Raw genomic sequence first — 26,211 nt, 5'->3', positions numbered from 1 at the left:
CTATTCTGAGGCAGTTTTTTTATTACTACATTGCCAAATCGGCAAATTGTCAAATCGACAAATTATCTAATGCTTGCTTTTAAGTACTCACGGTTGAGGCGTGCGATATTTTCAAGTGAAATACCTTTAGGGCATTCTACTTCGCAGGCACCTGTGTTGGTACAGTTACCAAAACCTTCGTGTTCCATTTGGTTCACCATATTTAGTACGCGTTCAGTAGCCTCTACACGACCTTGAGGAAGAAGAGCAAATTGCGATACTTTAGCAGCCACAAACAGCATAGCCGAAGAGTTTTTACAAGTAGCCACACAAGCACCACAACCTATACAAGCTGCAGCGTCCATAGAGCGGTCAGCATCGCGTTTAGGGATTGGAATAGCGTTAGCATCTTGTGTATTACCCGAAGTATTTACAGAGATATATCCCCCTGCTTGTTGAATACGTTCAAAAGCAGTTCTATCTACCATCAAGTCTTTAATAACAGGGAAAGCAGTAGCGCGCCAAGGTTCGATAGTGATAGTATCACCATCTTTAAACATACGCATATGCAACTGACAAGTAGTTACCCCACGGTCAGGTCCGTGGGCTTCACCGTTGATGAAGAGAGAGCACATACCACAAATACCTTCGCGGCAATCGTGGTCAAAAGCCACAGGTTCTTCACCTTGTTCGATGAGTTGCTCATTGAGTACATCCAACATTTCCAAAAAAGACATATGGTCTGAAATGTTGGTTACTTTATAATCTACCATACGACCTTTCTCTTGCGAGTTTTTTTGTCGCCAAACTTTTAGTGTTAAATTCATTGTTGTATAGTTTTAGTCTTTAGTGATTAGTCGTTGTCAGCACAAGCAACAACTATTGCAAAGCTAATCACATAAATTATAGTCTAAGCCATCCTTAATCTTCCGAATAGTTCCATTGAGTAGTTTCCCAACCTCAAGAAGTAATTCATCTACTTTATTCTTTTTTGTAGGCAAATAACTCAATGCTCTTGCTATATACAATTGTGTTTTCAATTCGTACAGCGAACCTCTCGAAATATATAAGAAATGTAAGTAGTCCTTATCAGAATGTCTCCCAAAACCCTCTGCTATATTCGAAGGTATTGAAATAACAGCCCGTCTTATTTGATTTGTTAGTGAAAATCGCTCATCATCAGGAAAAGTGCGCGTTAGTAAATAGACTTCTTTAGTTAAAACCATTGATTTCTTCCATACAACCAAATCCTCAAATGATTTTATTTTATCTAAATACTCCATATCTCTACTTCATCTAAATCCTCCAGCTTCCGTCACTTTCTAACGACTAACGACTAATAACTAACGACTACTTGTAGCTTCGTTGTTTTAGTTCAATATCTTTAAATACAAGAGGTTCTTTATGCATTATCTCCTCACTTGGGTTGTAAGTATTCACTACCTCTTTAGGGTTTCCGGTATACTGCCAAGCAGCTACGTAAGCATAGTTTACGTCATCACGAAGAGCTTCCCCATCAGGAGTTTGATACTCTTCACGGAAGTGACCACCACATGATTCGTTACGCTCTAAAGCGTCTTTAGCAAATAACTCACCAAGTTCAAGGAAGTCAGCCACACGACCCGCTTTTTCAAGCTCTACGTTCATACCGGTTAGTTCTCCAGGTACTTTCACGTTCTTCCAAAAATCTTCACGTATTTCGCGTATTTCTTTAATAGCCTCTTTCAAGCCCTCAGCATTACGCGCCATACCTACTTTATCCCACATCACCTTACCAAGTTTTTTGTGGAAGTAGTCAACAGAGTGCGTACCTTTATTGTTGATGAAGTAAGCCAAACGCTCTTTTACGATGCGCTCAGCTTCGTCAAACTCAGGGGTATCAGTAGGTATTTTACCAGTACGAATATCAGCAGCTAAGTAGTCACCAATAGTATAAGGTAACACAAAGTAACCATCAGCCAAACCTTGCATCAAAGCAGAAGCCCCTAAGCGGTTAGCTCCGTGGTCTGAGAAGTTAGCCTCACCGATAGCATAGCAACCAGGGATAGTAGTCATCAAGTTGTAATCTACCCAAATACCCCCCATAGTATAGTGGGTTGCAGGATAAATCATCATTGGCGTTTTATATGGGTTTTCAGCTACGATTTTTTCGTACATTTGGAAAAGGTTACCATACTTAGCCTCTACTATCTTCTCACCGCGTTTGATAATTTCCTCTTTAGTAGGATTTTCAACACCGTGAATCTTACATTGTTCTTTACCATAACGCTCAATAGCCGAAGCAAAGTCAAGGTATACTGCCTCACCTGTTTCATTTACTCCATAACCAGCATCACAACGCTCTTTAGCGGCACGCGAAGCCACGTCACGAGGCACAAGGTTACCAAACGCAGGATAACGACGCTCTAAGTAGTAGTCGCGGTCTTCTTCAGGTATATCAGTAGGTTTCTTGCGTTTTTCGCGTATCGCTACTGCATCTTCCATTTTCTTAGGCACCCAAATACGTCCGTCATTACGTAGTGACTCCGACATCAAGGTCAATTTAGACTGATAGTCACCTGAACGAGGAATACAAGTAGGGTGAATTTGAGTAAAGCAAGGGTTTGCAAAGTAAGCCCCTTTCTTGTGTATTTTCCAAGCAGCAGTTGCGTTAGAACCCATTGCATTGGTCGAAAGGAAGTACACGTTACCATAACCACCAGAGGCGATAACCACTGCGTGAGCTGAGTGACGCTCAATCTCACCTGTTACCAAGTTACGAGCGATGATACCACGCGCTTTACCATCTACGATTACCACATCTAGCATTTCGTGGCGGTTGTACATATCAATCTTACCACGAGCAATTTGGCGGTTCATAGCCGAGTAGCAACCAAGCAAAAGCTGTTGTCCTGTCTGACCTTTAGCGTAGAAAGTACGCGATACCAACACCCCACCAAAAGAGCGGTTATCAAGTAGCCCGCCGTAGTCACGTGCAAAAGGCACCCCTTGAGCCACACACTGGTCAATGATGTTGCCAGATACTTCAGCAAGGCGATACACGTTAGCCTCACGAGCGCGGTAGTCACCACCTTTTACTGTATCGTAAAACAAACGGTAGTTCGAGTCACCATCACCCATATAGTTTTTAGCGGCGTTGATACCCCCCTGAGCAGCGATAGAGTGCGCACGGCGTGGAGAATCTTGATAAGCAAAAGCCTTTACGTTATAACCCAATTCTGCGAGGGTAGCAGCTGCCGAACCTCCAGCCAAACCAGTACCTACCACTATCACATCTATATTACGCTTATTAGCGGGGTTCACTAGGTTGATATGGTCTTTATATTTCGTCCATTTGTCCGCTATAGGACCTTCAGGAATTTTAGAATCTAATGTACTCATAAAATTAAGCTGTTAAAAATTTAATGTAATGGAAGAGAGCTATAAAAATAAAGCCCCCACAGATAATGTAAGAATACCAATTACCTACTTGGCTAATCAGTTTTTTGCGCGCATCGTCCTTCCAACCCATTGATTGAAAAGCTGACTGAAAGCCGTGTAGCAAGTGTAAGCACAAAAATACAAAGCAAAGCACATACATCCCCACACGTAAAGGGTCGTGAAATTTCTCTATTAACTCGTGATAGTAACGTGTAGGGTTGGGCTCGTTGAACTGTATGTATTTGTAGTTCATTTCACCTACCCAAAAATCCCATAAGTGAAGACCTAAAAACAGAAGAATCATCACTCCGGTAATAATCATATTGCGCGACATCCAAGAAGAGTTAGCTCCCCCGTTGTAGGCGTAATACTTTTCGCTACCGCGAGCCCTTTTGTTTTGTATTTCGAGCACAAATCCCATCACAAAGTGGAAAATAACCCCAGCGAGTAGTACCGGCTGCATAGCAAATTGTATCAGCGGATTGGTACCCATAAAGTGGGATAGCTCGTTGAAAGTACTCTCACTAATCACTGAGGTAAGGTTTACCGCCAAGTGTATGATTAGAAAGAGAATGAGAAAGAGTGCCGAGAGCGCCATCGCCACCTTTCGTGCCACAGATGTTTTAAATAATCCTGCCATTCGTTTTATAGTTTTTAATAATATATTACGTTAAAAATTCGCTACAAAAGTACAGCTATTTACAATTATATGCAACAAAAAAAGCTACTTCTTATGTAATTTATACTCTGTTTAAAAAAGAAGATTGTATTAACAGTTGAATGTTAGGCATTAAGAAAAATTTAAGACTTTTCTCTTCTTCCTCTCTCTCCGAACAATGTGTATACTATGAGTATATGATGAGCGAAGGATAAGCGAACGATGAGCGAACAATAACCCTTCAAAACTTGCACAATCTCCAAAAAAACATTACTTTTGCCCCAATTTTGGAACGGAAATTGCTAACTATCAAAAAGGTAACAACAAAATCATTAAAAACACTACAGAAAATGAAAAGAATTTTATTAATACTAATCGCCCTTATTACAGGCGGATTACAAGCTCAAAATCAAGTAGATAAGGCTAAAAAACTCCTCGATGAAGTATATGCCAAAATGTCTGCTTATAATAACATCTACATTGATTTTAAGTACAATCTCGATAATTTAGTCGAAAACATCAATCAGGAAACCAAAGGGAATGTCACTATTGCCAAAGATAAGTACGTACTGAATTATCTCGGGGCTACTAAAATGTATGATGGAAACAAAACTTACACCGTAGTTCCTGAAAACGAAGAAGTTACTATCGAAAAAAACGCTACTGACGACAGTGCCATTACCCCCTCTAAAATGCTTACCTTCTACAAAAAAGGCTATAAGTACAAATGGGATATACAGCAAAACGTACGCGGTCGAAAAATACAATATGTAGAACTTAAGCCTCAAAAAGCAAATACTGAGGTGAAACAAATACTGCTTGGCATTGATATACAGACCAAACACATCTATAATCTTATCGAAATAGGCAAAAATGGTACAAGAACCACCATTACAGTCAATACTTTCAAGACTAACCAGCCTCTTTCTGACAATATTTTCAAATTCGACCGCGAAAAATACAAAAAAGACGGCTATACTATCTCTGAACTCTAATGTTTACCCACGCAAATGAAAATATTAGACCGCTATATACTCACGCAGTTTCTCACTAACTTTCTGGGGGCGCTCTCCATTCTAGTTCTCATATTCGTATTTCACACCATTTTCACTTATATTGATGAACTAGCAGGACGTGGATTAGAGTTGTGGATTATCGGTAAATTCCTCATTTACTTTATTCCGCAGCTTATACCTATTATTATGCCTTTGGCGGTGGTTATCTCGTCTATTATGACCTTTGGTGCTTTTGCCGAAAACTACGAGTTTGCCGCGATGAAAGCCTCTGGCATCTCACTAATGCGTGTGATGCTTCCACTGATTGTCCTAATGGCGCTGCTGAGTATAGGCACTTTTTTCTTAGCAAACAATGTGATTCCAGTTGCTTATCGCGAAGTATATACGCTTAGGTCTAATATAGCTAAGGTGAAGCCAGCAATGGCTATTTCAGAAGGCGTATTTTCTAACATAGGTGAAGATATAAGCATCAAAGTAGCTAAGAAGAGCGGAGATAACGATCAGTTTCTACATAATGTCCTCATCCACAAGAAGACCCCTGACAGAGTGAATCGCACGGTTATTTTTGCCAAAAAGGGGGAACTTAAGACTGCTAAAACTAACAGCAACTTCTTACAACTTATCTTAGAAGACGGCACTTATTATGAAGATATTAAGACCAATAGCTACGAAGCCCAACAGCGATTACCTTTTGCAAAGGTACATTTTCAGAAGTACGTCATCAACCTCGACCTTTCGCACCTCAATAATGTAGATTTCAACGAGAAGACCGATGCTACCACCTACAGAATGATGAATGTAGGTCAGTTAGGCTATGCCATCGACTCTCTCCGCACTGATTTCAAACAAAACATCACCGATTATGGCAACAATATGTTTCGCCGTACAGGTTTTTATATAGCTCCATCATCTGCTGAAGAGGCAAAGACTACCAAACCTAAGACGAAAACACAAGAGGTCACTTCCATTTCGCAGTTGTTTAATGCTTTTCCTAACGACAAAAAGCTAATGCTTCTCGAAATGGCGATGAACAATAATCAAACACAACTCGACAATGTAGAGTACCGTCAAAGCGATTTAGAGTTCCGCTACAAACTGATGAACCTACACATACTAAACCTCAGTGATAAGTTTGCCCTTACGGTAGCTTGTTTTGTACTTTTCTTTGTAGCGGCACCATTAGGAGCTTTTATACGCAAGGGGGGTATTGGCTTACCTTTAGTTGTAGCGATGATAGTATTTTTAGCCTATTATTTTATAGGAATGTTTATGAAGAATATAGCCGAAAACAATACTATCAATCCTGCTTTAGCCCCTTGGATACCTGCCCTAATACTTTTACCTTTTGGGGTATATCTAACCACTCGGGTTACTACCGACAAAGAGGTATTCCACTTCCCATTTACCAATAAAATATTACGGTTTGTAGAAGACAAAATAAAACAACTAAAAAGCAAAAAGACAGCCTAAAAAGCTGTCTTTTTTACTTTGTAGTTATTCCTATTATTTTATATCATTTTAGCCTCTTGGTCAAAAGAGAAGCCGTTAAGTAGGTCAGCTGTCTTCATTCTTTTTTTAGCAGGCAATTGCAGTTCAAGCAATTCAATAAAGCCGTCTTTCACAGCTACAAGTAGCTGTTTTTTCTCTACAATTACTTTCCCTATAGCTTCATTATGAACAGCAGGTTTGTATAGTGCATCATATATTTTGATAGCAATAGTTTCCCCTTGCTGCTGCAGATTTGCCCACGCAGTAGGATACGGACTCATACCGCGTATCAACCGTTCAATAGCGATACCCTCAGCTTGCCAATTTACTAAGCAAGTCTCCTTATATATCTTAGGGGCTTCAGCGTAGGTTACCTCTTTATTTTGAGCTTGTATGCTGTAAGTACCTGCAGCTATACTATCTACTGTTTGGAGTACGAGGGCAGCACCTTGCTCCATTAGCTTATCGTGGAGGCTACCTGCTGTTTCGTGTGCTTCAATAGGAGTAACTGCCTGCTGTATAATAGCCCCCGTATCGATTTTTTCATCAATAAAGAAAGTAGTAACACCCGTCTGCTTTTCACCATTAATAATGGCCCAATTAATAGGAGCAGCCCCACGATAATTAGGCAGTAATGAAGCGTGCAGATTAAAAGTACCATACTTAGGCAAACGCCATACAACTTCTGGCAGCATACGAAAAGCTACTACTATTTGCAGGTCAGGCTTAAGTGCCCTCAACTGATGTAAGAACTCTTCATCTTTCAGTTTTACAGGCTGTAGCACGGGTATTCCTTTGCCTTCTGCATATTGTTTTACAGGAGAAGCGTGCAATTTCTGTCCGCGACCTGCTGGCTTATCGGCTACAGTTACTACTCCTACCACATTATAGTTATTTTCTACTAAACTTTTAAGGGATGCCAATGCAAAATCGGGCGTTCCCATAAATACAATTCTCATCATTATTAATCTTATTTTGGCAAAGATACTAAATATCCTACTATCAGCAATAAAAAAACTTTGCTAAAGTAAAACCTTAGCAAAGTCTTATATAGTAACTTGTGATTATACATTATAATTTATAGGTAATACCAGCTTTAAACTCACCTCCTGTTAAGCCTATAGCACCAAGAACTACTTCTGCATTCACACCGAATTTATTATTAAAAAAGTATCGTGCTCCTGTTTGTAAGTTACAACCTGGTTGAGAATAGCTCGTCCCTACATAGTCACTTGAACTTGAAGCTACAAAATAACCTAAACTCAAACCTGCATATACACCTACTTGAGAAGGTAATTCAAATAAACGGTTGAAGTGATAGTTCCCATTAGCAAAGATACCAAAAATAGAATGATTAAAATAAGTAGTACTATAAGAACGGAATGAAAGCTCACCTCCTACGGTAATATCATCAGCGATACCATAGTCAGCTCCTACCGTTATAGGTACTCCCCAACCTGAAAAACCTAATTTAGCGTTTAATTGCAACGCACCATTATCTAATGTAGCTTGTGCTGAAGCAGTTGCTACAGTAAGAAGCAATCCTGCTAGAAGTAAAATTTTCTTCATTTTTTATATTTATTATATTATTAATTTGGGCAAAGGTAATACTAAAAAAAATAACAACCAAAAAAAGAGACACATATTTGATATGTATCTCTTTTTTCGTTTAACTTAAGTCTTTTATTTTTGTTTCAAAGGCGAACCTTCGTGTACGATATAATTGAGTTTCAAGGCATTGATGTCTTGCAATTTCTCACGTATATCACTTACAAGCCCCATATTAGTATCACCATCTACTTTTAGAGCTGTGATAAACACATCGCGTAGTCCTTCACGCAAACCTTCTCTATAGTTAAGAATGTAATGGCTTACTTCAGATACGTCAATAAATTTATCATTTACTTGTATTTTTGCATTAGCACCAAATTTAGACTGATATTTAGGCAGTGGTTTACCAGCATATATATATACCACTGGGTCTTTTTTGTCTAACTTTTGTACTTGGTCTGCTACAGGCAGCTTATTCTGTACCATCAAATCACTATCTTTTGATTCTGTTACTGTCATAAAGAAAAACAAAAGCATAAAGATGATGTCAGGTAAAGATGCTGTAGATACGGCGGGTACTTCACCACTTTTCTTTTTTGTAAATTTTGACATACTTCTATATTTTAGTGTTTCTTAGGTGCAGTTTCAAGCAATTTCCTTGGGAAAAGCTCCTGCAATTTTAATATTTTAGGTTCTAACGCTTCTTTACGCGCTTTAGAAGTACGAGCTGCGTTAAATTCCTCTTCTATTTGTTCGTATGGCACCTCGTTAGGGAACAAGCGCAAACGTTCACGCTCTCTCAACTCATTATAAGCCTTGATGAGCTCATTTTGTACCGCTATATACGTTTTATACGATGTTTCGCGGTCATTGCGCAATGAGATAACTGCTTTATCAGGATTATCTGATGATAGTGGATCTCTTTTCCCCTTACAGTGTGCACAAGTACCGTCGCCATTATTATCCAAAAACTCAAGAGCTGTGGTTTTTACGTCCTTAAGCTCCTTAATTTGGTTATTGATAAGCAACTGGTTATTCTTGTTCACTATCACTACCAATACGTTTTTCTCCTTTACTGGTGGTGGTTTTGGTGCATCTACTGGTTGTTTAGGAGGTAATTTTACAGTGATTCCTGAGTTGCTTTCAATGGTAGTTGTTACCAAGAAGAAAATCAAGAGCAGGAAGGCAATATCTGCCATTGAACCTGCATTTACCTCAGGTATTGAACGTCTTGCCATAATTTTTTATCTCATTAGTGCTTTTTTTACATTAGAGGCTACTAGAGCTGCAATAGCTCCTGCTACTAATATATACAAAGCGATTAAACCTGTGCTTGTCCATTTTCTTACTGAGTCACTCGCTTTTTTCACCTCTTCGCTTGCGTTAGCTTCTACATCTCCTGAAGATAATACGTAAGCGAGGATGAGAACTACTACGAAAGCTCCAGTATAGATAAGCGTTTTCTTAAGTGCCTTAGGCGATGCTAAGATATTTTGCGCTGCCGAGAAAATTACTGCTGCCAAGGCAATGGCTAACAGTACATAGGTAAGCACAAATAATGCTTGCATAGTGCCGTTGTTAGGATCATTTGAATTATCTGAAAGTGAAAGTGCTATCCAGAGAATTACACCAATGACTCCTAACCCAATTGCTGCATATTTAGCTATTTTATACATACTTCAAAGTTCTTTAAATGGGTGAATTATTTTATTTTTCTTGCTACTAATAGGTCTATCAATGAGATAGAAGCATCTTCCATATCGTTTACGATAGCATCAATTTTAGCGATAATGTAGTTGTAGAACACTTGTAGAATCATCGCTACTATCAAACCGAATACAGTAGTAAGCAAGGCCACTTTGATATCACCAGCAATTAGAGAAGCATCAAGACCACCAGCAGTACTAATTTTGTCGAACGCCTCAATCATACCAATTACGGTACCCATAAACCCTAACATCGGAGCAATAGAGATAAAGAGAGAAATCCAAGATACGTTCTTTTCTAACTGACCCATTTGTACACCTCCGTAAGATACTACTGATTTTTCAACCATATCAATACCTTCTGATGAGCGGTCAAGACCTTGATAGAAAATAGAGGCAACAGGCCCTTTAGTATCGCGGCATACTTCTTTAGCTGCTTCTATACCTTTGCTGTCTAAGGCACTTTCTATATCGGCAATAAGTTTCTTAGAATTGGTAGTTGCCATATTAAGGTAGATAATCCTTTCGATAGCTACTGCCAAACCGATAATTAAGCAAAGAAGGATTGGCGCCATGTAGGCAGGCCCCCCCTCGATGAAACGCTCTTTAAACACTTGGTGGAAGCCTTTAGACTGTTGTACTCCTTCTTCCACTTCTTGAGCACTAACCATTGCCACGTTTAAAATTAACATTGCTACAAGAAGTAGCTTAGATGACATTTTTTTCATTTGTTTGATTTTTTAAATTGTTAGTTAATAATTTAATGTTTAATAAATTTGTATTCTATCGAGAAGCAGAGAGGAAGGGATTCGAACCCTCGATACACTTTTGGCGCATATACACTTTCCAGGCGTACTCCTTCAACCACTCGGACACCTCTCTATTTCCGAATGCCAAAGTAACAAAATATTTTTTTATCCCACAAATTTTTTTCTTAATTTTTTACTAAATTTCACCTGCTAAACTCTCTTCAAACTTGATTTTGAACAAATTAGGAGAAATATTTTTCTTTAATAAAATCATTAATTTTGTTATGGCAGACTCGGTTGTAATGTCTTTTCCATCTATAATACCCATCTGTCTGAGGGCTTCACTCGCCTCGTATTTGCCCATTATTACGCTTCCTCCTGAGCATTGCGTCACATTTATTATAGGTATTCCTCTCTGTATAGTTGTCCTTAGTGCTTCTAAAAACCAGTCGTATGTAGGAGCATTACCAGAGCCATACGTTTCTAACACTACTCCTTTTAAGTGGGGTATATTGAAAAAAGCATTTAATAACTCAGAGGTAATACCTGGAAATATCTTAATAATAGCTACGTTCTGCTCAAATTCTTTCCACACTTCCAATTGGTCTTTAGCTTTTCCTTTTAGCAGATTGTCTTTCATTATTTTTAGATGTACCCCACTTTCTACTAATATTGGGTAGTTCATCGAAGTGAAAGCTTGAAAGTGCTCAGCATTTACCTTAGTAGTACGGTTGCCGCGATAGAGTTTGTATTCAAAATAGAGTCCAACCTCTTGTATTACCGACACACCATTTTCTTTTAGAGCTGCCAACTGTATAGAGGTGATAAGATTTTCTTTAGCATCTGTACGCAAGTCGCCTATGGGAAGCTGCGAACCAGTAAATATCACAGGTTTAGCAAGCCCTTGCAGCATAAAACTCAATGCTGAAGCAGAGTAACTCATCGTATCACTGCCGTGTAATACTACAAATCCATCATAATGCTGGTATTCTTTTTCTATCACTTCGGCTATGCTCACCCAATGCTGAGGGTTCATATCTGATGAGTCGATTACTTTTTCAAACGAATGTACTGAAATCTCACAATCTAAATGCGAGAGTTCTGGTATCCTGCTATAAAGATTGTCAAACTCAAAGGCGCGTAGCACTCCCGTTTGGTAATCCTTTATCATACCGATAGTTCCTCCGGTGTAGATAAGCAGTACTTTTGAATTATTGGTTTCCATTGATTTTGTTCTTTACAGGATTGGCGTACATCTCTAAGAATTTTTCTTGAGATATATCGTCTGATTTGCTTCGGTTGTTCATCCGGCGTTCAAATTGTCTGTATTCTTTTTCGTTGTATTGTTCTTTGTACTGCTGGGTGTGGTGCAGTAGGTCGTAGGCTATATAGTTAGCCGGAAAAAGTTTGTACTGCTTATGTATAGCGGTATCTAAACATTCCGCTAAGGCTTGCAACTGCTTATTAATATGTTGGTGCTCAGCCTCTATAGCATCTAACTCAGCCGATAGAGGTTTTCCTACCGATATATGTACGCGGCCTTTTTGCCCTATTAAGCCTTGTAAGATATTTTCAAAATCTTCTTGAGGCGATTTTACGTATTCTTGTCCGTAGTGCTGAGCCATTAGGGCTGGTATTTTTAGCGCATCAGTAGGGTCAAACTCGTATGAGATTGACATAGGCACTACATTTAGAGTTTTTAGATATTGCAAAGGCGATATATGGTCGGGAGCACTAAGTGTAAGCATTTTTAGTACGCCCTGCTGAGTGCGGTCATCACCATTTTTAGTACGCCCCTCTCGTTGGGCAAGCCATACATTTCGTTTCTCATCGCTAATACAGTGGTGTATGTATTCTGACACTAAGCGCGAATGCTCTAAGGCTTCTCGCGGAGGCAGACTGCGGTAGATGATAATATTCCGATTGAGCATCGCTAATATTTTTAGATGCTTCTTTTTGATGAGATTATCGCCCATAGCCGAGGCTGTCATCGGTAGGTGATGGCGATCTAAAGCTACATTTAGCAGCGAGGTATCAAGAATAATATCGCGGTGGTTGGAAATAAATACGTATGCTTGCTCTGAGTTGAGTTGGTCAAATCCGTCGTATGTAAATTCCGAAATCGTCTTTTCCATAGCCTTCACCACCACTCTTAGCATAATATGCACCTGAAAGTCAGCTACTGTTTGGCAAGCCAATAGTTTAGCCGTACGCTCATCAGGTGAAAGTTCGGGGAAAGCATACGCCAACATAGCCTTAATTAGGTGATGATCCTTGATTTGGCTAAGGGCTTCTGGCACCTCATTATCGTAAAAAGGGCGTATGGACTTAAAATAATCGGTCATTTTAGCGTTCTTGTTTTTGCATAATGAAGAGCAAAGTTATAAAAAATATTAATTAACACCAACTTAAAGATGAAATATTTTTGTAGCATTGGCATTGGTGATGCGTTCTATTTCGCTTTCTGGCAGGGCGTATATATCTGATAGTTTTTGCATAACTTGCACTATATAAGCACTTTCATTACGCTTTCCGCGATAAGGTACTGGTGCTAAATAAGGGCTATCAGTTTCTAAAACGAGATGTTGTAAATCTATATTTTTTAAAAATTGGTCGAGCTTTCCGTTCTTAAAAGTTACTACCCCTCCTATTCCTAAATGCAGTCCGTAGCCTATCGCGCGGTGGGCTTGCTCCTCAGTGCCGGTAAAGCAGTGAAAGATACCAAAGAGGTCATCTCCCTTCTCACTTTCTAACACCTCAAATACTTCCTCAAAAGCCTCTCGACAGTGAATGACAATAGGCAGTTTGTGTTTTTTAGCTAACTGTATCTGCCAAGCAAAAGCTTCTTGTTGCTCTTTGAGAAAAGTTTTATCCCAATAAAGGTCAATACCTATTTCGCCAATAGCACAAAAGTGATGGGTAGGCATCAAGTTTTCTACGTGAGCAAGCTCCTCTTTATAATTCTCCTTTACATTACAAGGGTGTAGACCGTTCATTAGGAACACATAGTCAGGATAATCATTTTTTAGGGCGAACATTCGGTCAGTATAAATACTGTCTATAGCAGGAATAAAGCAATGCGTTACGCCTGCTGCTTTTGCTCGTGCTATCACCGCAGCACGATCATTATCAAACTCTTCTGAGTATAGGTGTGTATGGGTGTCTATCATTTAGTTTATCTTTTTCTTCCATTGCTTGCCATAGATCGCGTAATAGATATCTTCTTCGTAATATTTGTAGAAACCGGGTTCTTTGTTAGCAATAAAGAAGGCTTCTTTTTCTTTGAGAAAGTTCGTGAGTAACTGCTTGTTCTCTGGCTTTTCCATTTCTTTTTCCAAATTCTTAAACACCATATCAAACTGTGCAGAAGTGATTCCTTGGCAAATAAGTGGTAAGGATTTTTCATTCACCCCATAACGGTCGATAAGGGCACTCACAAAGTATTTATGTACCATTTGGTGCTCGTCGTCCAACAGTTCAAAGTATTTGCTAACTAATGGGAAATACTCCTCTCCTATCAAGCCTAAACCAAAGACTGCATAACTACCCGGCATACAGCTTTTATCGCCTTCTTCTACATCATTATACCACTGAAATTCTTTCATAGCCGCCTCAGCATAAGCTACCAATTTAGGGCGCAACTCCTCGTATTGCAGTGCTTGAGCAAAAAAGCGATGAGTAGGCGATTTTGCAATGCCTTTGATGTCTAAAAACTGTTTAGAGGCTTTACTGCTGAACTTGATATAGTAGCTGGCAGGGAAATCGGCTTTGAGCAGGGCGATGATAAAATCTAATGCTTTGTCATAAGCCGTAGCCGACTCTTGTTTGATTTTCACACTGATTTCAGCAAAAACATCATTCGCATCACATTCCACTTCACTATCCTTATAATGGATAAGCTCATTAGGCAAGATGCCTGTCCCCTCTTTGAGGTACATCGCTGCTTTTTTAGAACCTAATTCCTTAGCGGCTCGCTCTAAATCCTCACAAGCAAACTTTACATCCCAGCTATATTCTTTGTATTTGATACGCCAAAGGGCTTGTGCCACAAATAGGTTTAGTTTGGCGTTATCTATATCTTTTGCTTGCAAACCTTCCTTGAGTGTATATTTTTTTGACCAATCTTCTCCTTTTATCTTGTAATATAGTTTCATAAAAACCTTTTCTTTCCACTCTCGTGTATGGTAGAGCAAGCACCATTGATATTCTTTTAAAGTCTTTTTCCACTTAGGATCTATGAGGGTTATGCCTTTATTGAGGATTTCAACCACCTTATCCTCACTATAGCCTGTAAGTTCAAAATCAAAGAACTTATCAAAGAAAGTATGCACTTCCTTCTCTTTCATTTTCTCGGTAGCTTCATAGATTACCTTTTGTACATAGGTATCCAAACGCTCTTTGAGTTCTGCCTTGCGCTCGGGGTGTTCCAATCGCACTTGTTTGCGGGCGTGATGCCCAGTGGCTGAAAGAAAATCAAACACTAAGGTAAGTTTGTACTCAAAGCGATAATAAAACTCAGGGTTGAAGAACATTTGAGTAAGTTGTTCTTCCAAAGCAGGAAGCAACTCATTGTCTATAAAATCATCAGGAAGCTGGTCAAAGTCTTTGATGGTAACAGAAGGACTACCCGAATATTCTTCAGGTGTATTATGAAACTCTATTTTGTCCTTTCGTTGCTTGATTTTTAAATAATCGGTGATGCCTTCCCAGAGTTCATCTCTGCCATAAGGCTTTTTAGGGAGGTCTAATCGGTCAAAGGTAGCAGCTACCCCTGGTAGAATTTCTTTGATAATGCTTTCTGTGTTCATTATTAATTAGTTTATATTTAGTTGTTTTTCTATTTCTTCAATACTTGGCAAAGATGATTTATAATCTTTTGATAACTCATCAAATAATTTATAAGATGAAATACCTATCGGATTATGTATATCATCTAAGGTATATTCAGCTACTACATCATTTTTATTTTTGCAGATTAACAACCCAATAGTAGGATTGTCAGCTTCAGTGCGCAACTGTCTATTTATTGCTGTTACATAAAATTTTAATTGTCCTATGTGTTCTGGCTTAAACTTGATTGTTTTAAGTTCAACCACTACATAACAGTGCAGTTGTACATTATAAAAAAGCAAATCAATATAAAAATCATCTCCTCCTACATTTATATGCACTTGTTTCCCATAAAAACAAAAACCTTTACCAAGTTCTAATAGAAACTTCGTCATTTGATCTTCCAAATATTGTTGAAGTTCTTTTTCAGTATAGCTTCCAGTTATTGAAAGAAAATCAAATACATAAGGGTCTTTAGTAAGTTCCTGAGCTAAATCAGAAGTAGCAATAGGTAACTGTTGCTGAAAATTGGTAATAGCTTTCCCTTGTCGCTCATATAAATTCAGCTCTATTTGATGTTCCAATACCGACCGACTCCAGTGGTTTTCTATTGTTTTATAAACGTAGAAAGTTGCTTCTTCAACAGTTCTACACTTTGTGATAATTTCTACTTGATGTCTCCAAGGTATTTGAAACAAAAAGAAATCATCAGGCATTTCTGCACCAAGTTGGTGCAGAAATATATTCTTCTGATTATAAAATAGATAGAACTTCTTACAATACCTAAGATTCCTTTCTGAAAAACCTTTCATTTTAGGGAACATCTTACTCAAATCAGCGCTAAGTGTCTGCAAAAAACCATCGCCCCACTTAGCTTGCGCTTGTTTTTCAACAATGTCTTTTCCCATTTGCCAATAAAGACTTAGCAACTCACTATTTACTTGTATAGCTGCTTTTATTTGGCTTTGCTGTATTCTTCTCTTTAAAGATTGTAGCCAATCTTTGTAATCGGTAGTATTAATAATATCATCCATTATAAAACTTGGTAGCAGTTGTTATGAAACGATTAAAGGCTTCGGTTACTTGTGGAGCGTTTTTGGTGGTGAGGGCAAAGGGGTTCATATGGGTATAAGGGTAATCGTAATCGTCTATCTGTACCTCTATATCAATATTGCGATAGCCTCCTTTTAGGGTATTGAGAGCCTCTGCAGGAGGCGTTACCTCATCTTTCTCTAACACCAATGCCTTAATTTGATTTTCAAGTTCTGAAAAACGATTCTCTCTTTCTTTTTGATAATAGTTATACCTAAGCATTGTTTTAAACCAACCTTCTTCAAAGTGTAAATTACTATCCTGATAGTGCTTCAATCGCGAGTCATTTCTGAAATCAGTACTAAGCAATTCAGCAAAGGTTTTCTGCATAGTGATAGCTGCCCGTCCGTCCATTATGTATTTAGAAATAGGGAACATTCGGTCGATGGTCATACCTCCACAAAAGCAAAAAAGCTTAGCATTTGTGAAATAGCCCTTAGGGTTAGCCATCATCAGTATTACGGAGAGAAAAGAACCTATAGAGTAACCAAAAAGGTCGACCGTAGCTGTTGAAGTGATATTTGGCAGTGCACCTGCTCTTAGGTCGGTTATGAGCTGCACTATGTCGTTATACGTTTGCAAGCCTGACCAGAAAAGTCGTTGAGGAAAAGCGTCTAAACGCGTAGAAATAGCCGCATTTACATAAGAAGTATCAGAGTTGTCAGGATATTCTGCCATACGCTTTTGGGCAATAGGGTACATCTCTTGGCGCGAACTCCAACGTTCAGGAGCACGATTCATATGAAAAGCTATCGGAAAGAGAATCACTGCCTTGCCTGTACGCTTACTAAGGGCGTATGCCTAAGGCAAATACTTATCCCATTTCTTTTCATTCAGCCCGTGAAAGATAATAATCACCCCATCGGTCTTTCGCTCATCTAAAGGTTGTACTATATGGTAAGTGAAATGAATATTACATTCTACCTCATAGTCCACCCAGTCGAGGTCGTCTTGGGTATGACTACTCTGTGAGGTAAATGCAAGGTTATGCTCTTTGCAGAATAAGTGTTCGCTACCAGGCAGATAATACTTAGCCCCCTCGGAGAAGAAAGGAGCGTGCGTGATGCGTACCCCTAATTCGGGTATAGCAATATCAGTATGCGTATCAAACGCTTCTTTTAGTCGGTTGTGTAATTGATAGTATTCCATATTTTTATAAATTAGAAAATTAGAAAATTAGCAAATTAGCAAATGTGAAAATTTGCTAATTTGCTAATTATAGGATTACCAATTAGGATTTTGTTGCCAACGCCCATTTTCAAAGTCTATAAGTGTTTGAGGAATAGGCCATACCATTTTGTAATAACCTGCAGGCAGATTAAGCTCGGTAAGTTCGTTAGCAGGCGAAGTAACTAACAGGTTAAAAGTTAGGTTTTGAGGGGTACCTCTTTGCACTCCTAACCCCCAACGATTAAGGTCAAACAAGCGGAAACCTTCAAAACAAAGTTCACGATTACGCTCGTTCTGAATGTCAGTAAAAAGAGCAGCTCCACTAGTGGCAATATCATTAGTTGTTGTAAGTCCGCGTGCGTGTCGCAATTCGTTTAAATAGTTTTTTGCCTTTGTTTCATTATTAGCTTTATAGGCTGCTTCGGCTGCTATAAGATATATTTCGGCTATGCGAAAAAGTACCGGTTTATGTCCGTAGTACAAAAAGAAATCATTCTCTAAGCTAAGATGCTCGCTGCGCGGATATTTATTTACTAAATAGGCTAACTTCTCTGGCGGACAAGGATTGATAAAATCAAAAGGATCGGGCATATCTGTAGCTAAATCTTCTTGCTTAATATATACAGACTTACGCCAATCAGCACTATCAAATAAATTAACAAAAGCCCCTGTAGGCACAACATTAGGTACTGCTAAATACTGACGATTACCCCCACACTCAGGTAGTGGAGGAAAAGAAGGGAAAGGGAAAACGTTGTTTTTATCTTCAAATAAATAAAGGTCGTTCTCACCTACAGGTCTTTCTAAGTTTCCACTACTACTGATACCTGCAAATAGCTGGGTAATAGTTTCTTTAGGATTATCATCCTTCCAAATAGCCTCTAATTCACTTTGGCTATTAGCTAAGGGGTAGGTATGTGTATTTATAAGCTCTTCTGCTACTTGAAGGGCTTGTGCCCAATCAGTTTTGTACAATAACATACGTGCCTTGAGCGCTTTAGCTGCATCTACCGTAAAAGTATTAGCCCCCATTCTTCCTGCTTGGTTTGAGAGCAAGGATATAGCTTTATCTATATCATCTAATATAAACTTATAAGTAACAGCTAAACTACTGCGCGGAGGCGTTTGCTGGTAGTTGCTATTTTCATCTACTAAAGGCAAGCCTAAATCTGTATTGGCAGTATTAGCATTATAAGGTTTGCAGAAATGAGTTGCCAAATAGCTGTAGCAATAAGCACGACTCAAATAAAGTTCGCCTCGTAGCGGTCTTATATCTTCCTGTTGTTCTTTATTAGAGGTACTTTCTATTGCTATATTAGTATTAGCAATAATATTATAATACGTATTCCAGATTCTTGCAATATTTAAATTTGATGAGTTAAGTTCACCATAACGTTGAAAATCTCTGAGTACTGGCTTTCTGGACTGTATTGTAAGGTTCAGATAATCAGCTTGTAGATCGGTTAGGTACATTGTCTCTCCTTGTGTATTATCGCGAATAGTATTATATATACCGTTTAACCAATTGCGTACTTCTTTAGCGTTATTAAAAGTATTGCCTGCCCTTGCGTTGTCGTAAGGTTCTTGATCTAAACTAAAGCAACTGTTTAATAATAAAGCTATTATTGATAATAAAAATATAATATTGTATTTCTTCATATTCTATTAAAATTTAAGTTCAACACCAAAGGTATATTGTCTGGTAGGAGGATACCCTCCTATAATACCTCTTGTATAGTCAGGGTCTACACCACTAAACTTGGTAAGGGTAAAGATATTTTGAGCTGAAACAGATAGTCTGATAGCTTTTACTATTTTCAGCTGGTCGATAGTTGTTTGTGGCAGGTTGTAGCTCAAGTTAATATTCTTCATTCGCAGATAGTCTGCTTTTTCGAGGATACGGCTATCTTTCCACATTAGCACATCACTATCTAAACGAGGTATTTCAGTATCATCACCTGGTTGTTTCCAATAGTTAAACAAATCTTTACTAATATTTTTAACGCCAAAATAACCTGGGTTTAGCAGCGTAGCCTTATCTTCGTTAACATTATATTTACCTATTGAATAAGCAAAAGTTACACTTAACGAAAAATCTTTATAAGTAGCATCACAACCAAAACCTCCGTTGATAGGTGCATATCTTTTCTTGCCTGTACTTTGAGCTAAAGCAACTGGGTTATAAGTTTTAGTTACCTTGCTATCGTCCATTTGTGTTTCTAACTTATCATCACCTGCTTCATACCACTGGGCATCGCCATTATTGTCAATACCCTTAAAAATAGGCAACACCCATTCTGCTGCTTTCCCTACTTTATAGCCCATATAAGACTCTCTGTTAAGCGCATAAGGCTTACCATAAGATATGTTAGTGATTTTCTGACTATTATAATTCATATTCAAGTAAGGGCGCACTGATATTCTCTTATCTCTATCGCGATAGGCAGTAGTAGCAAAAGAGAAGTCAATACCTCTGTTTTGCATATCACCTATATTGTCAGGAATACGCGTATAGCCAAATATAGAATTAAGCTCGCGTGTAGAAAGTGTGTTATAGGTATGACGGTCGTAATATTCTATGTTAAACGAGGTATTGCCTGCTGCTAACACAAAATTCACTCCAAAGGTACTTTTGCGTTGCTCTTCCCACACTAAATTAGGATTACCTAATACTTGTGCTAATCTGAAACTCAATTGCCCATTATAGGTAACGCTGTTATCAGCTTCAGCAAGTATCATATTTCTATAATCACCGATACGAGCACTACCCGCTATACCTGTACTGAAACGGAAATTAAGGTCAGTTAGCCAATCTACTTTTTGCAAAAATTTCTCTTCTTTAGCTTTCCACATAGCCCCTACAGCCCAAAAGTTTTGATAACGGTGATTTTTTATAAAGGCTGAAGAACCATCGCGTCTGGCTGAAAGGTCTAAGAAATAACGATTATTATAAGAGTACTCTAAACGAGAGAAAAACGAGTTAAAAGTACTTACACTCTTGTTGTCTCTTACATTTTTTTCCTGATTACCGTGAGCGAGCATCATTAGAGCTTCCGAAGGCTGCCCTTGAGATGATGCTGAAAATCCATAGCCTGTATTTTCTATTGATTCTTGCCCCAATAAAACATCAAAAAGATGTTTCTGCGCAAGGTCGAATTTATATTGCAAGAGATTCGTATAGGTTTTCTGAATAGATTTCTGCATATCTCTTTCTACGCGCCCAACAGCTTGTGAAGCTCCCGTTTTGTAGTTGATAAACGAAGGCATAGGCCCCTTTATCTCACCTTCACTAATGGTATATTGTATACCAGCTTGTGTTTTTAGGGTTAAATTTTTAATAGGCTCTAAGGTTAGGTAACCTATAGGCATAATATCATCTACAAAGCCTTTGTTTAAATAGTTTTTAGCTATATAGTCGGGGTGGTAAAAACCATTGCGCGCCCCGTTAATAGCATTTATAAAATCTTTTGTTTTACCATTTTTATCAGTAGGACTATAGAAAGGTAAAGCTAATATTTCAGCTTCAGACTCAAACGGGTTAGTATATATATCGTTATCGCTATGTGCATAAGAAAATGATAAGCCCCCTTTTAGCCAATCGGCTACTTGAGTGTCTACATTTAACGAAGCATTATATCTGTTAAACTTAGAACTTTTGCGCATTCCCTCTTGGTTTAGATAGCCTAAAGACACATAATAAGTAGTATGTTCATTGCCCCCTGAAGCTGCTATATCAGTACGAGAGGTAGGCACGAAATCGCGTAAGAATACCTTATCCCAACGAGTATTATAGGGGTAATCTGCCAATATACGGTTAGCTACTGCAGCGGGGTCAGTTTCGGTATAACCAAGTCGGTTACCTGCTGCTACTATTTCGCTAGGCGATTTAAGCAACCAAAAGTCCATATACTCGCGAGGAGTAGCTAATTTATCTAAATATTTACGCGTTACGTTAGTAAGGGCTGTTACCCCTAATTGGTGATTGATAGTAATATTAGTACGCTCATTGCGTTTTCCTCTTTTGGTAGTGATAAGTATAACCCCATTGGCAGCACGCGCCCCATAAATAGAGGTTGAAGCTGCATCTTTTAGTATGCTTACGCTCTCAAAATCTGCAGGATTAAGTATGGTCATTACACTGCTATCCACAGGCACCCCATCTACTATATAAAGAGGGCTATTAGCTTTAAGTTGTTGATCTTTACTTTCTAACATCGAGGCAAAAGAGTTGAAACCGTGAATAAGTACTGATGAAGCACTACCTGGAGTACCCGAATCAGTAGTTACCACCATACCCGCTACCTTACCTTGCAAGGCATCTATGACATTACCTCCTGGTATATCAGCTATTTCTTTACCTTGTACTGTGGCTACTGATGCCACCGTACGGCTAGCGACTTTCTTGCCACTATAGCCCATTACTACGGTACCCTCTAACTCTTGTACATCCTCTACCATAGTAACATTAAGCAGCTTAGAATTAGCGGTTACTTTCTTTTCTACTGATTTCATTCCGAGGAAAGAAAACAACAATACATCGCCTACCTTAGTGTGTAGTGTGTAATGCCCATCTAAATCAGTAGAAGCACCGCGCTGAGTACCCTTGATGAGTACGAAAACGCCCAATAAGGGCTCGCCCTTGTCATCTTTTACAACCCCTGATACTTCGAGGTTTTGGGCGAAAAGATTGCCTATAGAGGCAAATAAAAAGCATAAAACAATTGTAAATTTTAACTTCATAGATATTAGTAAATGTATCTGACTAATTAAGGGGCAAAGTTTTCTAAAAAAAACTGAAATATGCAAATTTTTTATTGATTAATTGCTAACGAGGAATTTACTAATTATCAGAATTTTGCTATTTCAAAAAAAAGTATTACCTTTGCCCGCAGAAATCCTCAGTACAGACTTGTGAGGATTTTTTTATTTTTTTAATCAAAACACAAGTAAGAAAAATGGAAAAAGTATCATATTACACCGCTGAAGGAATGAAAAAGCTACGCGATGAGCTTAATCAGTTGAAAGATGTAGAACGCCCTCGCGCTTCGCAAGCAATAGCCGAAGCTCGCGATAAAGGTGACCTATCGGAAAATGCTGAGTACGATGCTGCTAAAGAAGCCCAAGGTCTGTTGGAAATGAAAATAGCTAAACTTGAAAAGCTTGTAGCTAATGCTCGTATCATAGACGAATCGCAGTTAGATGTAAGTAAAGTGTTAGTACTCTCTACCGTTAAACTTAAAAACTTGGCTAACAATATGCAACTTACTTACACCCTCGTGGCTGAAAGTGAAGCTGACCTTAAGGCGGGCAAAATATCAGTAAGTTCACCTATCGGTAAAGGTCTGTTAGGGAAATCAGTAGGCGAAATAGCCGAGATAAAAGTACCTAACGGCACCCTAAAAATGGAAGTACTAGAAATAACCAGATAATAACAACTAAATAACTAACTAATATGAGCGTATTTACCAAAATAATCAACGGGGAGATACCTTGTTATAAGGTAGCTGAAGACGATGAGTTTATCGCCTTCTTTGATATTAACCCTAATGCTAAAGGGCATACCCTATGTGTGCCTAAGCAGGAAATCAGCTATATCTTTGATATGGACGATGACCACTATTTGCGCCTAATGACTTTCTCTAAACGGGTAGCTAAAGCCCTTGAGAAAGTGGTACCCTGCGAGCGCATAGGAGTAGCTGTAGTAGGCTTAGAAGTACCCCATGTGCATGTACACCTTATCCCTATCAGCGAAATGAAGGAAATGACCTTCCAACACAAAGTAAAACTTACTGATGAAGAGTTTAAAGAACTCTCTGAGAAAGTGCGCAAAGCATTATAGCTTACTGCCTAAGCTGAATACAAAAAAGGCTATCAACAATTAAATTAGTTGTTGATAGCCTTTTTTGGTTGTGTACGACAGGCAATTAACTACAATAAAGAGTCTAATGCATCGGTGTAGGTCTTTTTAGGAGCTACGCCTACTTGTCTGCCTACTACTTCACCATCTTTGAATACTAATACAGTAGGGATATTGCGGATACCATACTTACCTGCGAAGTCTTGGTTATTATCTACATCTAGCTTACCTACTACTACTTTACCTTCGTATTCTTTAGCAATTTCTTCTATTACAGGGCCTAACATACGGCAAGGTCCGCACCATACTGCCCAAAAATCTACTAATACTGGTTGGCTGCTTTTTAGCACCAACTCTTCAAAATTTCCATCTGTTATTTCTAATGCCATCTTTAAAATATATTTTTGTGTTTTATTTAAATTCTGGGGCAAAATTACAAACTTTAATTGTATTTCGCCTATAAAAACGATAGTTTTTTATTATACTGCTATAAATACTCTATCGCTGTACTTCTGATAAGAAGTTCTTAAATTCTTCTTTTTCTGACAAGAAAGTGAAACTATCTAACAGCAAATAGTAGTTCTGAGGATCTACCACACGGCTGTATGCCTCTTTAGCCAAAGCGAGCTTGTTATCGCCAAATGCTAATGGTTTCACTAATTGGGCTACCTGTTCTGTTGAGAGCATCAGCATATTTTTCTGCGCACGGAAAAAAGAGAGCTTATCATCATCAAAAGATTGTTTTTTATACATTTTGGCAAACTTATCGAACTCGCTTGCCGGCATTGGGGGCATCGGTTGATAGCCTCCGTGCGGATAAGCAGGTGCTTGCCCATAAGCGCGATTCCACACATCATTCCACTGACTGCCGTGATAAGAGGGCTGGTTGTTAGACAGGTTTATCTCGTCTAAAAGGTAAAGCCCTTGTCGGGAGAAAAAGTCCATCACCATACGGGTATTGTCGCGAGGATTGATAGTTACACGATAAATAAGATTACGCCCTTGCCAAATGCTCAACGGTTGAGATACCGCCGCAAGGTCGAAAAAGCGATACATACCATTGGCATTGGTAATCTCTTGTTCGCCTATACTGACCGTATAGCGACCACGCTCAGGGATACGTATAAATACTTCGGCATACCCTCGGTTATAGTCGTAATCCCAATCAATGTTTACTGATATGCCGCCACGCCCTATCACACTACGGGCTTGTCGCTGCTGTTGATATTCGTTTTGCAGCAAGCGTCCGGCAGCTCCTACCTCTTGCGACCACGCCGCTGAGGATAATGCGCCTAATAATATAAGAAGTGCTTTTTTCATCGTAATAAATTCTTATTTTATGAATACCTATCTAAATCTGTGCCAAAGTCGATTTGTCGATTTGCCAATTTGTCAATTTGCTAATTTGTCAATTTGTCAATTTGCTAATTTCTTAACCCTGCGCTGGTAATACTGTATATAGCTACGCTTGAGGCGCTCGCTTAAGAATGAGCGGGCTACAAGGCTAAGCACTTGTTCACTTTGTGAGGTAAGTTTGCTAATAAGGGCACTGACAGTAGTAGCTGCTAAGCCTACTTTTTCGCCTAACTGATAAAACTGCTGTATTAACTTCCCTTGTGCTGCCGGATAAAGTCCGTCTTTGAGAGCAAAAGGAGGGTCTTCTATGTGAAGTGCGGTGTTAAGCAAGTCGTAAGCAGGTGATAGCGTAAACTGTCCTTGTTGGCGCGCTATGAGCGAAAAGTTCTTCAGATGTGCATCGCCATTAGAGAATAGATAATTGAAAAGGATAAGTGCAAAAAGTTTCTGACTTTCGGTCTGCCAGTCGGTGGCATACTGTTTCAGCACCGCAAAAAGGTCTGAATAAGCACCTGTGTACTTATAATCTGTGCCGTGTGTTTGAGGCGTTTTGCCAAGTAGCGAAGCAAAGTCTTCAACTGCATATCTCTGGCCATTAGGGGCTACATCAAAGCGCTTAGTAAGGTAAGCAGGTGTGCCGTCAGCAAAGAAAACAAGAGCACTCTCGGCTGTCTCTATACCAAAAACCTGCTGGGCTATCTGCATAGTTAGGTGCTCATTAGCAGGAGCAAAAGCTTCGTTTTTGGGCATTTCGCTAATAGGCTTTAATATATGAGTACTGCGCCCCTCCTGCTCGTTTAGCACTAGAGTATTGCCCTGCAAGCGCAAACCATACTTTTCTTGATAACCTGAAATAGAAAGCGATGCCGGTATGCCCTTCCCCTTAGGAGTTTTGAGTGAAAACGACAGCTGTGGCGACACCTTTTCGCCCCCAAATAAGCGTTGTAAAGCCTCAGGCGAATAGCTGTGATAGCCCTCTGACAGGGTGCACGGACATACATTAAGCGTTTTCATCAGTATATAGGTTTTACGGTTATAGCCCCTATGGTATCGTTTTGGGCTACGGTCATCAGCAGTCCAAAATCATCGTCTATATCTATCCTAAAATACTTACACGCACGTACTCTGTTTTTGCCTTCGGGTAATAGATGAAAGAAAAATGGAAAGAAATAATCGGCGTGGTAGTTTTGTTGGCTTTTAGGAAAGCTAAGACTTATGGCAGGCTTAGAGGCATCGGCATACCACGCATCATCATACGTAAAGGTAAACGATGCGTCATCGTGTTGTGTAAGGACACCTGCCCGTTCTTTATTATACAACACTGCTGCTTGCCTCATTT

Annotated in this window: 25 protein-coding genes, 1 tRNA gene and 1 pseudogene; 4 read left to right on the top strand and 23 right to left on the bottom strand. The window is 39.0% G+C overall.

Translation table 11 applies throughout. The features are described 5' to 3' along the window. Positions 1 to 62: 62 nt before the first annotated feature. The 4 genes from C8P65_RS02525 to C8P65_RS02510 all read right to left on the bottom strand — a co-directional run bounded on the left by C8P65_RS02525 (position 63) and on the right by C8P65_RS02510 (position 4,039). Positions 63 to 806, bottom strand: coding sequence for a succinate dehydrogenase/fumarate reductase iron-sulfur subunit (locus C8P65_RS02525; protein WP_095913244.1), 744 nt, complete (start codon positions 804 to 806; stop codon positions 63 to 65). Between the two features lie 63 nt (positions 807 to 869). After that, on the bottom strand, positions 870 to 1,262 hold the full coding sequence (locus C8P65_RS02520; RefSeq protein WP_232748767.1) for a four helix bundle protein: 393 nt from the start codon (positions 1,260 to 1,262) through the stop codon (positions 870 to 872). 67 nt (positions 1,263 to 1,329) lie between these two features. Next, positions 1,330 to 3,360, bottom strand: a complete 2,031-nt coding sequence (locus C8P65_RS02515) for a fumarate reductase/succinate dehydrogenase flavoprotein subunit (RefSeq protein ID WP_107781017.1) — start codon at positions 3,358 to 3,360, stop codon at positions 1,330 to 1,332. Positions 3,361 to 3,364: 4 nt separating this feature from the next. Then, on the bottom strand, positions 3,365 to 4,039 hold the full coding sequence (locus C8P65_RS02510; protein WP_107781015.1) for a succinate dehydrogenase cytochrome b subunit: 675 nt from the start codon (positions 4,037 to 4,039) through the stop codon (positions 3,365 to 3,367). Between the two features lie 368 nt (positions 4,040 to 4,407). On the opposite strand from C8P65_RS02510, the gene lolA1 reads away from it, so the two are divergent. Together lolA1 and C8P65_RS02500 are read left to right on the top strand one after the other, a co-directional pair. Further along, positions 4,408 to 5,052 carry an outer membrane lipoprotein periplasmic chaperone LolA1 gene (lolA1, locus tag C8P65_RS02505; RefSeq protein ID WP_034539538.1) on the top strand — a complete coding sequence of 215 codons (645 nt, stop codon included), beginning with the start codon at positions 4,408 to 4,410 and terminating at the stop codon, positions 5,050 to 5,052. 15 nt (positions 5,053 to 5,067) lie between these two features. After that, positions 5,068 to 6,543, top strand: coding sequence for an LptF/LptG family permease (locus C8P65_RS02500; protein ID WP_107781013.1), 1,476 nt, complete (start codon positions 5,068 to 5,070; stop codon positions 6,541 to 6,543). Between the two features lie 38 nt (positions 6,544 to 6,581). On the opposite strand, the gene fmt is transcribed toward C8P65_RS02500, so the two are convergent. The 15 genes and pseudogenes from fmt to C8P65_RS02425 all read right to left on the bottom strand — a co-directional run bounded on the left by fmt (position 6,582) and on the right by C8P65_RS02425 (position 22,399). Beyond that, positions 6,582 to 7,520: a methionyl-tRNA formyltransferase gene (fmt, locus tag C8P65_RS02495; RefSeq protein ID WP_107781011.1), complete on the bottom strand. Its 939-nt coding sequence runs from the start codon at positions 7,518 to 7,520 to the stop codon at positions 6,582 to 6,584. 112 nt (positions 7,521 to 7,632) lie between these two features. Next, on the bottom strand, positions 7,633 to 8,130 hold the full coding sequence (locus C8P65_RS02490) for an outer membrane beta-barrel protein (RefSeq protein ID WP_107781009.1): 498 nt from the start codon (positions 8,128 to 8,130) through the stop codon (positions 7,633 to 7,635). A 114-nt stretch (positions 8,131 to 8,244) separates the two neighbouring features. After that, positions 8,245 to 8,724 (bottom strand): ExbD/TolR family protein, encoded by a 480-nt coding sequence (locus tag C8P65_RS02485; RefSeq protein ID WP_009388740.1) that lies wholly within the window; start codon positions 8,722 to 8,724, stop codon positions 8,245 to 8,247. Positions 8,725 to 8,735: 11 nt separating this feature from the next. Next, entirely contained in the window at positions 8,736 to 9,350 is a 615-nt protein-coding gene (locus C8P65_RS02480; protein WP_107781007.1) for an ExbD/TolR family protein, read from the bottom strand. Positions 9,351 to 9,356: 6 nt separating this feature from the next. Continuing rightward, on the bottom strand, positions 9,357 to 9,788 hold the full coding sequence (locus C8P65_RS02475; RefSeq protein WP_107781005.1) for a hypothetical protein: 432 nt from the start codon (positions 9,786 to 9,788) through the stop codon (positions 9,357 to 9,359). A 26-nt stretch (positions 9,789 to 9,814) separates the two neighbouring features. Next, complete coding sequence (locus C8P65_RS02470) at positions 9,815 to 10,546, bottom strand: MotA/TolQ/ExbB proton channel family protein (RefSeq protein ID WP_107781003.1); 732 nt, start codon at positions 10,544 to 10,546, stop codon at positions 9,815 to 9,817. A gap of 66 nt (positions 10,547 to 10,612) precedes the next feature. Continuing rightward, positions 10,613 to 10,700, bottom strand: a tRNA-Ser gene (locus tag C8P65_RS02465). A 63-nt stretch (positions 10,701 to 10,763) separates the two neighbouring features. Continuing rightward, positions 10,764 to 11,792: an asparaginase gene (locus tag C8P65_RS02460; protein WP_107781001.1), complete on the bottom strand. Its 1,029-nt coding sequence runs from the start codon at positions 11,790 to 11,792 to the stop codon at positions 10,764 to 10,766. Then, positions 11,779 to 12,912 carry a 1-acyl-sn-glycerol-3-phosphate acyltransferase gene (locus C8P65_RS02455; RefSeq protein ID WP_107780999.1) on the bottom strand — a complete coding sequence of 378 codons (1,134 nt, stop codon included), beginning with the start codon at positions 12,910 to 12,912 and terminating at the stop codon, positions 11,779 to 11,781. Before C8P65_RS02455 ends, C8P65_RS02460 begins: the two co-directional genes overlap by 14 nt. Before the next feature lie 63 nt (positions 12,913 to 12,975). Continuing rightward, entirely contained in the window at positions 12,976 to 13,737 is a 762-nt protein-coding gene (locus C8P65_RS02450; protein WP_107780997.1) for a TatD family hydrolase, read from the bottom strand. Continuing rightward, positions 13,738 to 15,375, bottom strand: a complete 1,638-nt coding sequence (locus tag C8P65_RS02445) for a DUF6138 family protein (RefSeq protein ID WP_107780995.1) — start codon at positions 15,373 to 15,375, stop codon at positions 13,738 to 13,740. A 6-nt stretch (positions 15,376 to 15,381) separates the two neighbouring features. After that, positions 15,382 to 16,431: a PDDEXK nuclease domain-containing protein gene (locus C8P65_RS02440; protein WP_107780993.1), complete on the bottom strand. Its 1,050-nt coding sequence runs from the start codon at positions 16,429 to 16,431 to the stop codon at positions 15,382 to 15,384. Beyond that, positions 16,424 to 17,638 (bottom strand): annotated as a pseudogene (locus C8P65_RS02435) (DUF6051 family protein). Before C8P65_RS02435 ends, C8P65_RS02440 begins: the two are co-directional and overlap by 8 nt. Positions 17,639 to 17,713: 75 nt before the next feature. Then, positions 17,714 to 19,318, bottom strand: coding sequence for a RagB/SusD family nutrient uptake outer membrane protein (locus C8P65_RS02430; RefSeq protein WP_107780991.1), 1,605 nt, complete (start codon positions 19,316 to 19,318; stop codon positions 17,714 to 17,716). Between the two features lie 6 nt (positions 19,319 to 19,324). After that, positions 19,325 to 22,399 (bottom strand): SusC/RagA family TonB-linked outer membrane protein, encoded by a 3,075-nt coding sequence (locus C8P65_RS02425; RefSeq protein ID WP_107780989.1) that lies wholly within the window; start codon positions 22,397 to 22,399, stop codon positions 19,325 to 19,327. A gap of 215 nt (positions 22,400 to 22,614) precedes the next feature. On the opposite strand from C8P65_RS02425, the gene greA reads away from it, so the two are divergent. Together greA and C8P65_RS02415 are read left to right on the top strand one after the other, a co-directional pair. Further along, on the top strand, positions 22,615 to 23,088 hold the full coding sequence (gene greA, locus C8P65_RS02420; protein ID WP_009388749.1) for a transcription elongation factor GreA: 474 nt from the start codon (positions 22,615 to 22,617) through the stop codon (positions 23,086 to 23,088). A gap of 23 nt (positions 23,089 to 23,111) precedes the next feature. Further along, positions 23,112 to 23,498, top strand: a complete 387-nt coding sequence (locus tag C8P65_RS02415) for an HIT family protein (RefSeq protein WP_095913258.1) — start codon at positions 23,112 to 23,114, stop codon at positions 23,496 to 23,498. A gap of 89 nt (positions 23,499 to 23,587) precedes the next feature. Here C8P65_RS02415 and trxA read toward each other — a convergent pair whose 3' ends face one another. From trxA to C8P65_RS02395, 4 genes are all read right to left on the bottom strand, one after another. After that, positions 23,588 to 23,905 carry a thioredoxin gene (gene trxA, locus C8P65_RS02410; RefSeq protein ID WP_009388751.1) on the bottom strand — a complete coding sequence of 106 codons (318 nt, stop codon included), beginning with the start codon at positions 23,903 to 23,905 and terminating at the stop codon, positions 23,588 to 23,590. Between the two features lie 109 nt (positions 23,906 to 24,014). After that, positions 24,015 to 24,836, bottom strand: a complete 822-nt coding sequence (locus C8P65_RS02405; protein WP_107780987.1) for a proline and serine-rich protein 1 family protein — start codon at positions 24,834 to 24,836, stop codon at positions 24,015 to 24,017. Positions 24,837 to 24,932: 96 nt separating this feature from the next. Then, the gene (locus C8P65_RS02400) at positions 24,933 to 25,886 is read right to left on the bottom strand and encodes a type II toxin-antitoxin system HipA family toxin (RefSeq protein WP_107780985.1); all 954 of its coding nucleotides are present in this window, start codon (positions 25,884 to 25,886) and stop codon (positions 24,933 to 24,935) included. After that, on the bottom strand, positions 25,886 to 26,209 hold the full coding sequence (locus tag C8P65_RS02395; RefSeq protein WP_107780983.1) for a HipA N-terminal domain-containing protein: 324 nt from the start codon (positions 26,207 to 26,209) through the stop codon (positions 25,886 to 25,888). Before C8P65_RS02395 ends, C8P65_RS02400 begins: the two co-directional genes overlap by 1 nt. Positions 26,210 to 26,211: the final 2 nt, after the last annotated feature.

The organism is Capnocytophaga leadbetteri (assembly GCF_003054025.1).
Lineage (GTDB): Bacteria > Bacteroidota > Bacteroidia > Flavobacteriales > Flavobacteriaceae > Capnocytophaga > Capnocytophaga leadbetteri.
The sequence above is the reverse complement of the archived record's forward strand: the minus strand, read 5'-3'. Positions and strand labels throughout refer to the sequence as shown.

Coding starts and splice junctions, on each gene's coding strand:
- C8P65_RS02450 (WP_107780997.1), bottom strand. CDS start 13,737: ATGATAGACACCCATACACACCTATACTCAGAAGAGTTTGATAATGAT.
- trxA (WP_009388751.1), bottom strand. CDS start 23,905: ATGGCATTAGAAATAACAGATGGAAATTTTGAAGAGTTGGTGCTAAAA.
- C8P65_RS02405 (WP_107780987.1), bottom strand. CDS start 24,836: ATGAAAAAAGCACTTCTTATATTATTAGGCGCATTATCCTCAGCGGCG.
- C8P65_RS02520 (WP_232748767.1), bottom strand. CDS start 1,262: ATGGAGTATTTAGATAAAATAAAATCATTTGAGGATTTGGTTGTATGG.
- C8P65_RS02490 (WP_107781009.1), bottom strand. CDS start 8,130: ATGAAGAAAATTTTACTTCTAGCAGGATTGCTTCTTACTGTAGCAACT.
- C8P65_RS02430 (WP_107780991.1), bottom strand. CDS start 19,318: ATGAAGAAATACAATATTATATTTTTATTATCAATAATAGCTTTATTA.
- C8P65_RS02445 (WP_107780995.1), bottom strand. CDS start 15,375: ATGAACACAGAAAGCATTATCAAAGAAATTCTACCAGGGGTAGCTGCT.
- C8P65_RS02440 (WP_107780993.1), bottom strand. CDS start 16,431: ATGGATGATATTATTAATACTACCGATTACAAAGATTGGCTACAATCT.
- lolA1 (WP_034539538.1), top strand. CDS start 4,408: ATGAAAAGAATTTTATTAATACTAATCGCCCTTATTACAGGCGGATTA.
- C8P65_RS02485 (WP_009388740.1), bottom strand. CDS start 8,724: ATGTCAAAATTTACAAAAAAGAAAAGTGGTGAAGTACCCGCCGTATCT.
- C8P65_RS02470 (WP_107781003.1), bottom strand. CDS start 10,546: ATGAAAAAAATGTCATCTAAGCTACTTCTTGTAGCAATGTTAATTTTA.
- C8P65_RS02480 (WP_107781007.1), bottom strand. CDS start 9,350: ATGGCAAGACGTTCAATACCTGAGGTAAATGCAGGTTCAATGGCAGAT.
- C8P65_RS02415 (WP_095913258.1), top strand. CDS start 23,112: ATGAGCGTATTTACCAAAATAATCAACGGGGAGATACCTTGTTATAAG.
- C8P65_RS02460 (WP_107781001.1), bottom strand. CDS start 11,792: ATGGAAACCAATAATTCAAAAGTACTGCTTATCTACACCGGAGGAACT.
- C8P65_RS02455 (WP_107780999.1), bottom strand. CDS start 12,912: ATGACCGATTATTTTAAGTCCATACGCCCTTTTTACGATAATGAGGTG.
- C8P65_RS02500 (WP_107781013.1), top strand. CDS start 5,068: ATGAAAATATTAGACCGCTATATACTCACGCAGTTTCTCACTAACTTT.
- fmt (WP_107781011.1), bottom strand. CDS start 7,520: ATGAGAATTGTATTTATGGGAACGCCCGATTTTGCATTGGCATCCCTT.
- C8P65_RS02525 (WP_095913244.1), bottom strand. CDS start 806: ATGAATTTAACACTAAAAGTTTGGCGACAAAAAAACTCGCAAGAGAAA.
- C8P65_RS02395 (WP_107780983.1), bottom strand. CDS start 26,209: ATGAGGCAAGCAGCAGTGTTGTATAATAAAGAACGGGCAGGTGTCCTT.
- C8P65_RS02400 (WP_107780985.1), bottom strand. CDS start 25,886: ATGAAAACGCTTAATGTATGTCCGTGCACCCTGTCAGAGGGCTATCAC.
- C8P65_RS02515 (WP_107781017.1), bottom strand. CDS start 3,360: ATGAGTACATTAGATTCTAAAATTCCTGAAGGTCCTATAGCGGACAAA.
- greA (WP_009388749.1), top strand. CDS start 22,615: ATGGAAAAAGTATCATATTACACCGCTGAAGGAATGAAAAAGCTACGC.
- C8P65_RS02425 (WP_107780989.1), bottom strand. CDS start 22,399: ATGAAGTTAAAATTTACAATTGTTTTATGCTTTTTATTTGCCTCTATA.
- C8P65_RS02475 (WP_107781005.1), bottom strand. CDS start 9,788: ATGTATAAAATAGCTAAATATGCAGCAATTGGGTTAGGAGTCATTGGT.
- C8P65_RS02510 (WP_107781015.1), bottom strand. CDS start 4,039: ATGGCAGGATTATTTAAAACATCTGTGGCACGAAAGGTGGCGATGGCG.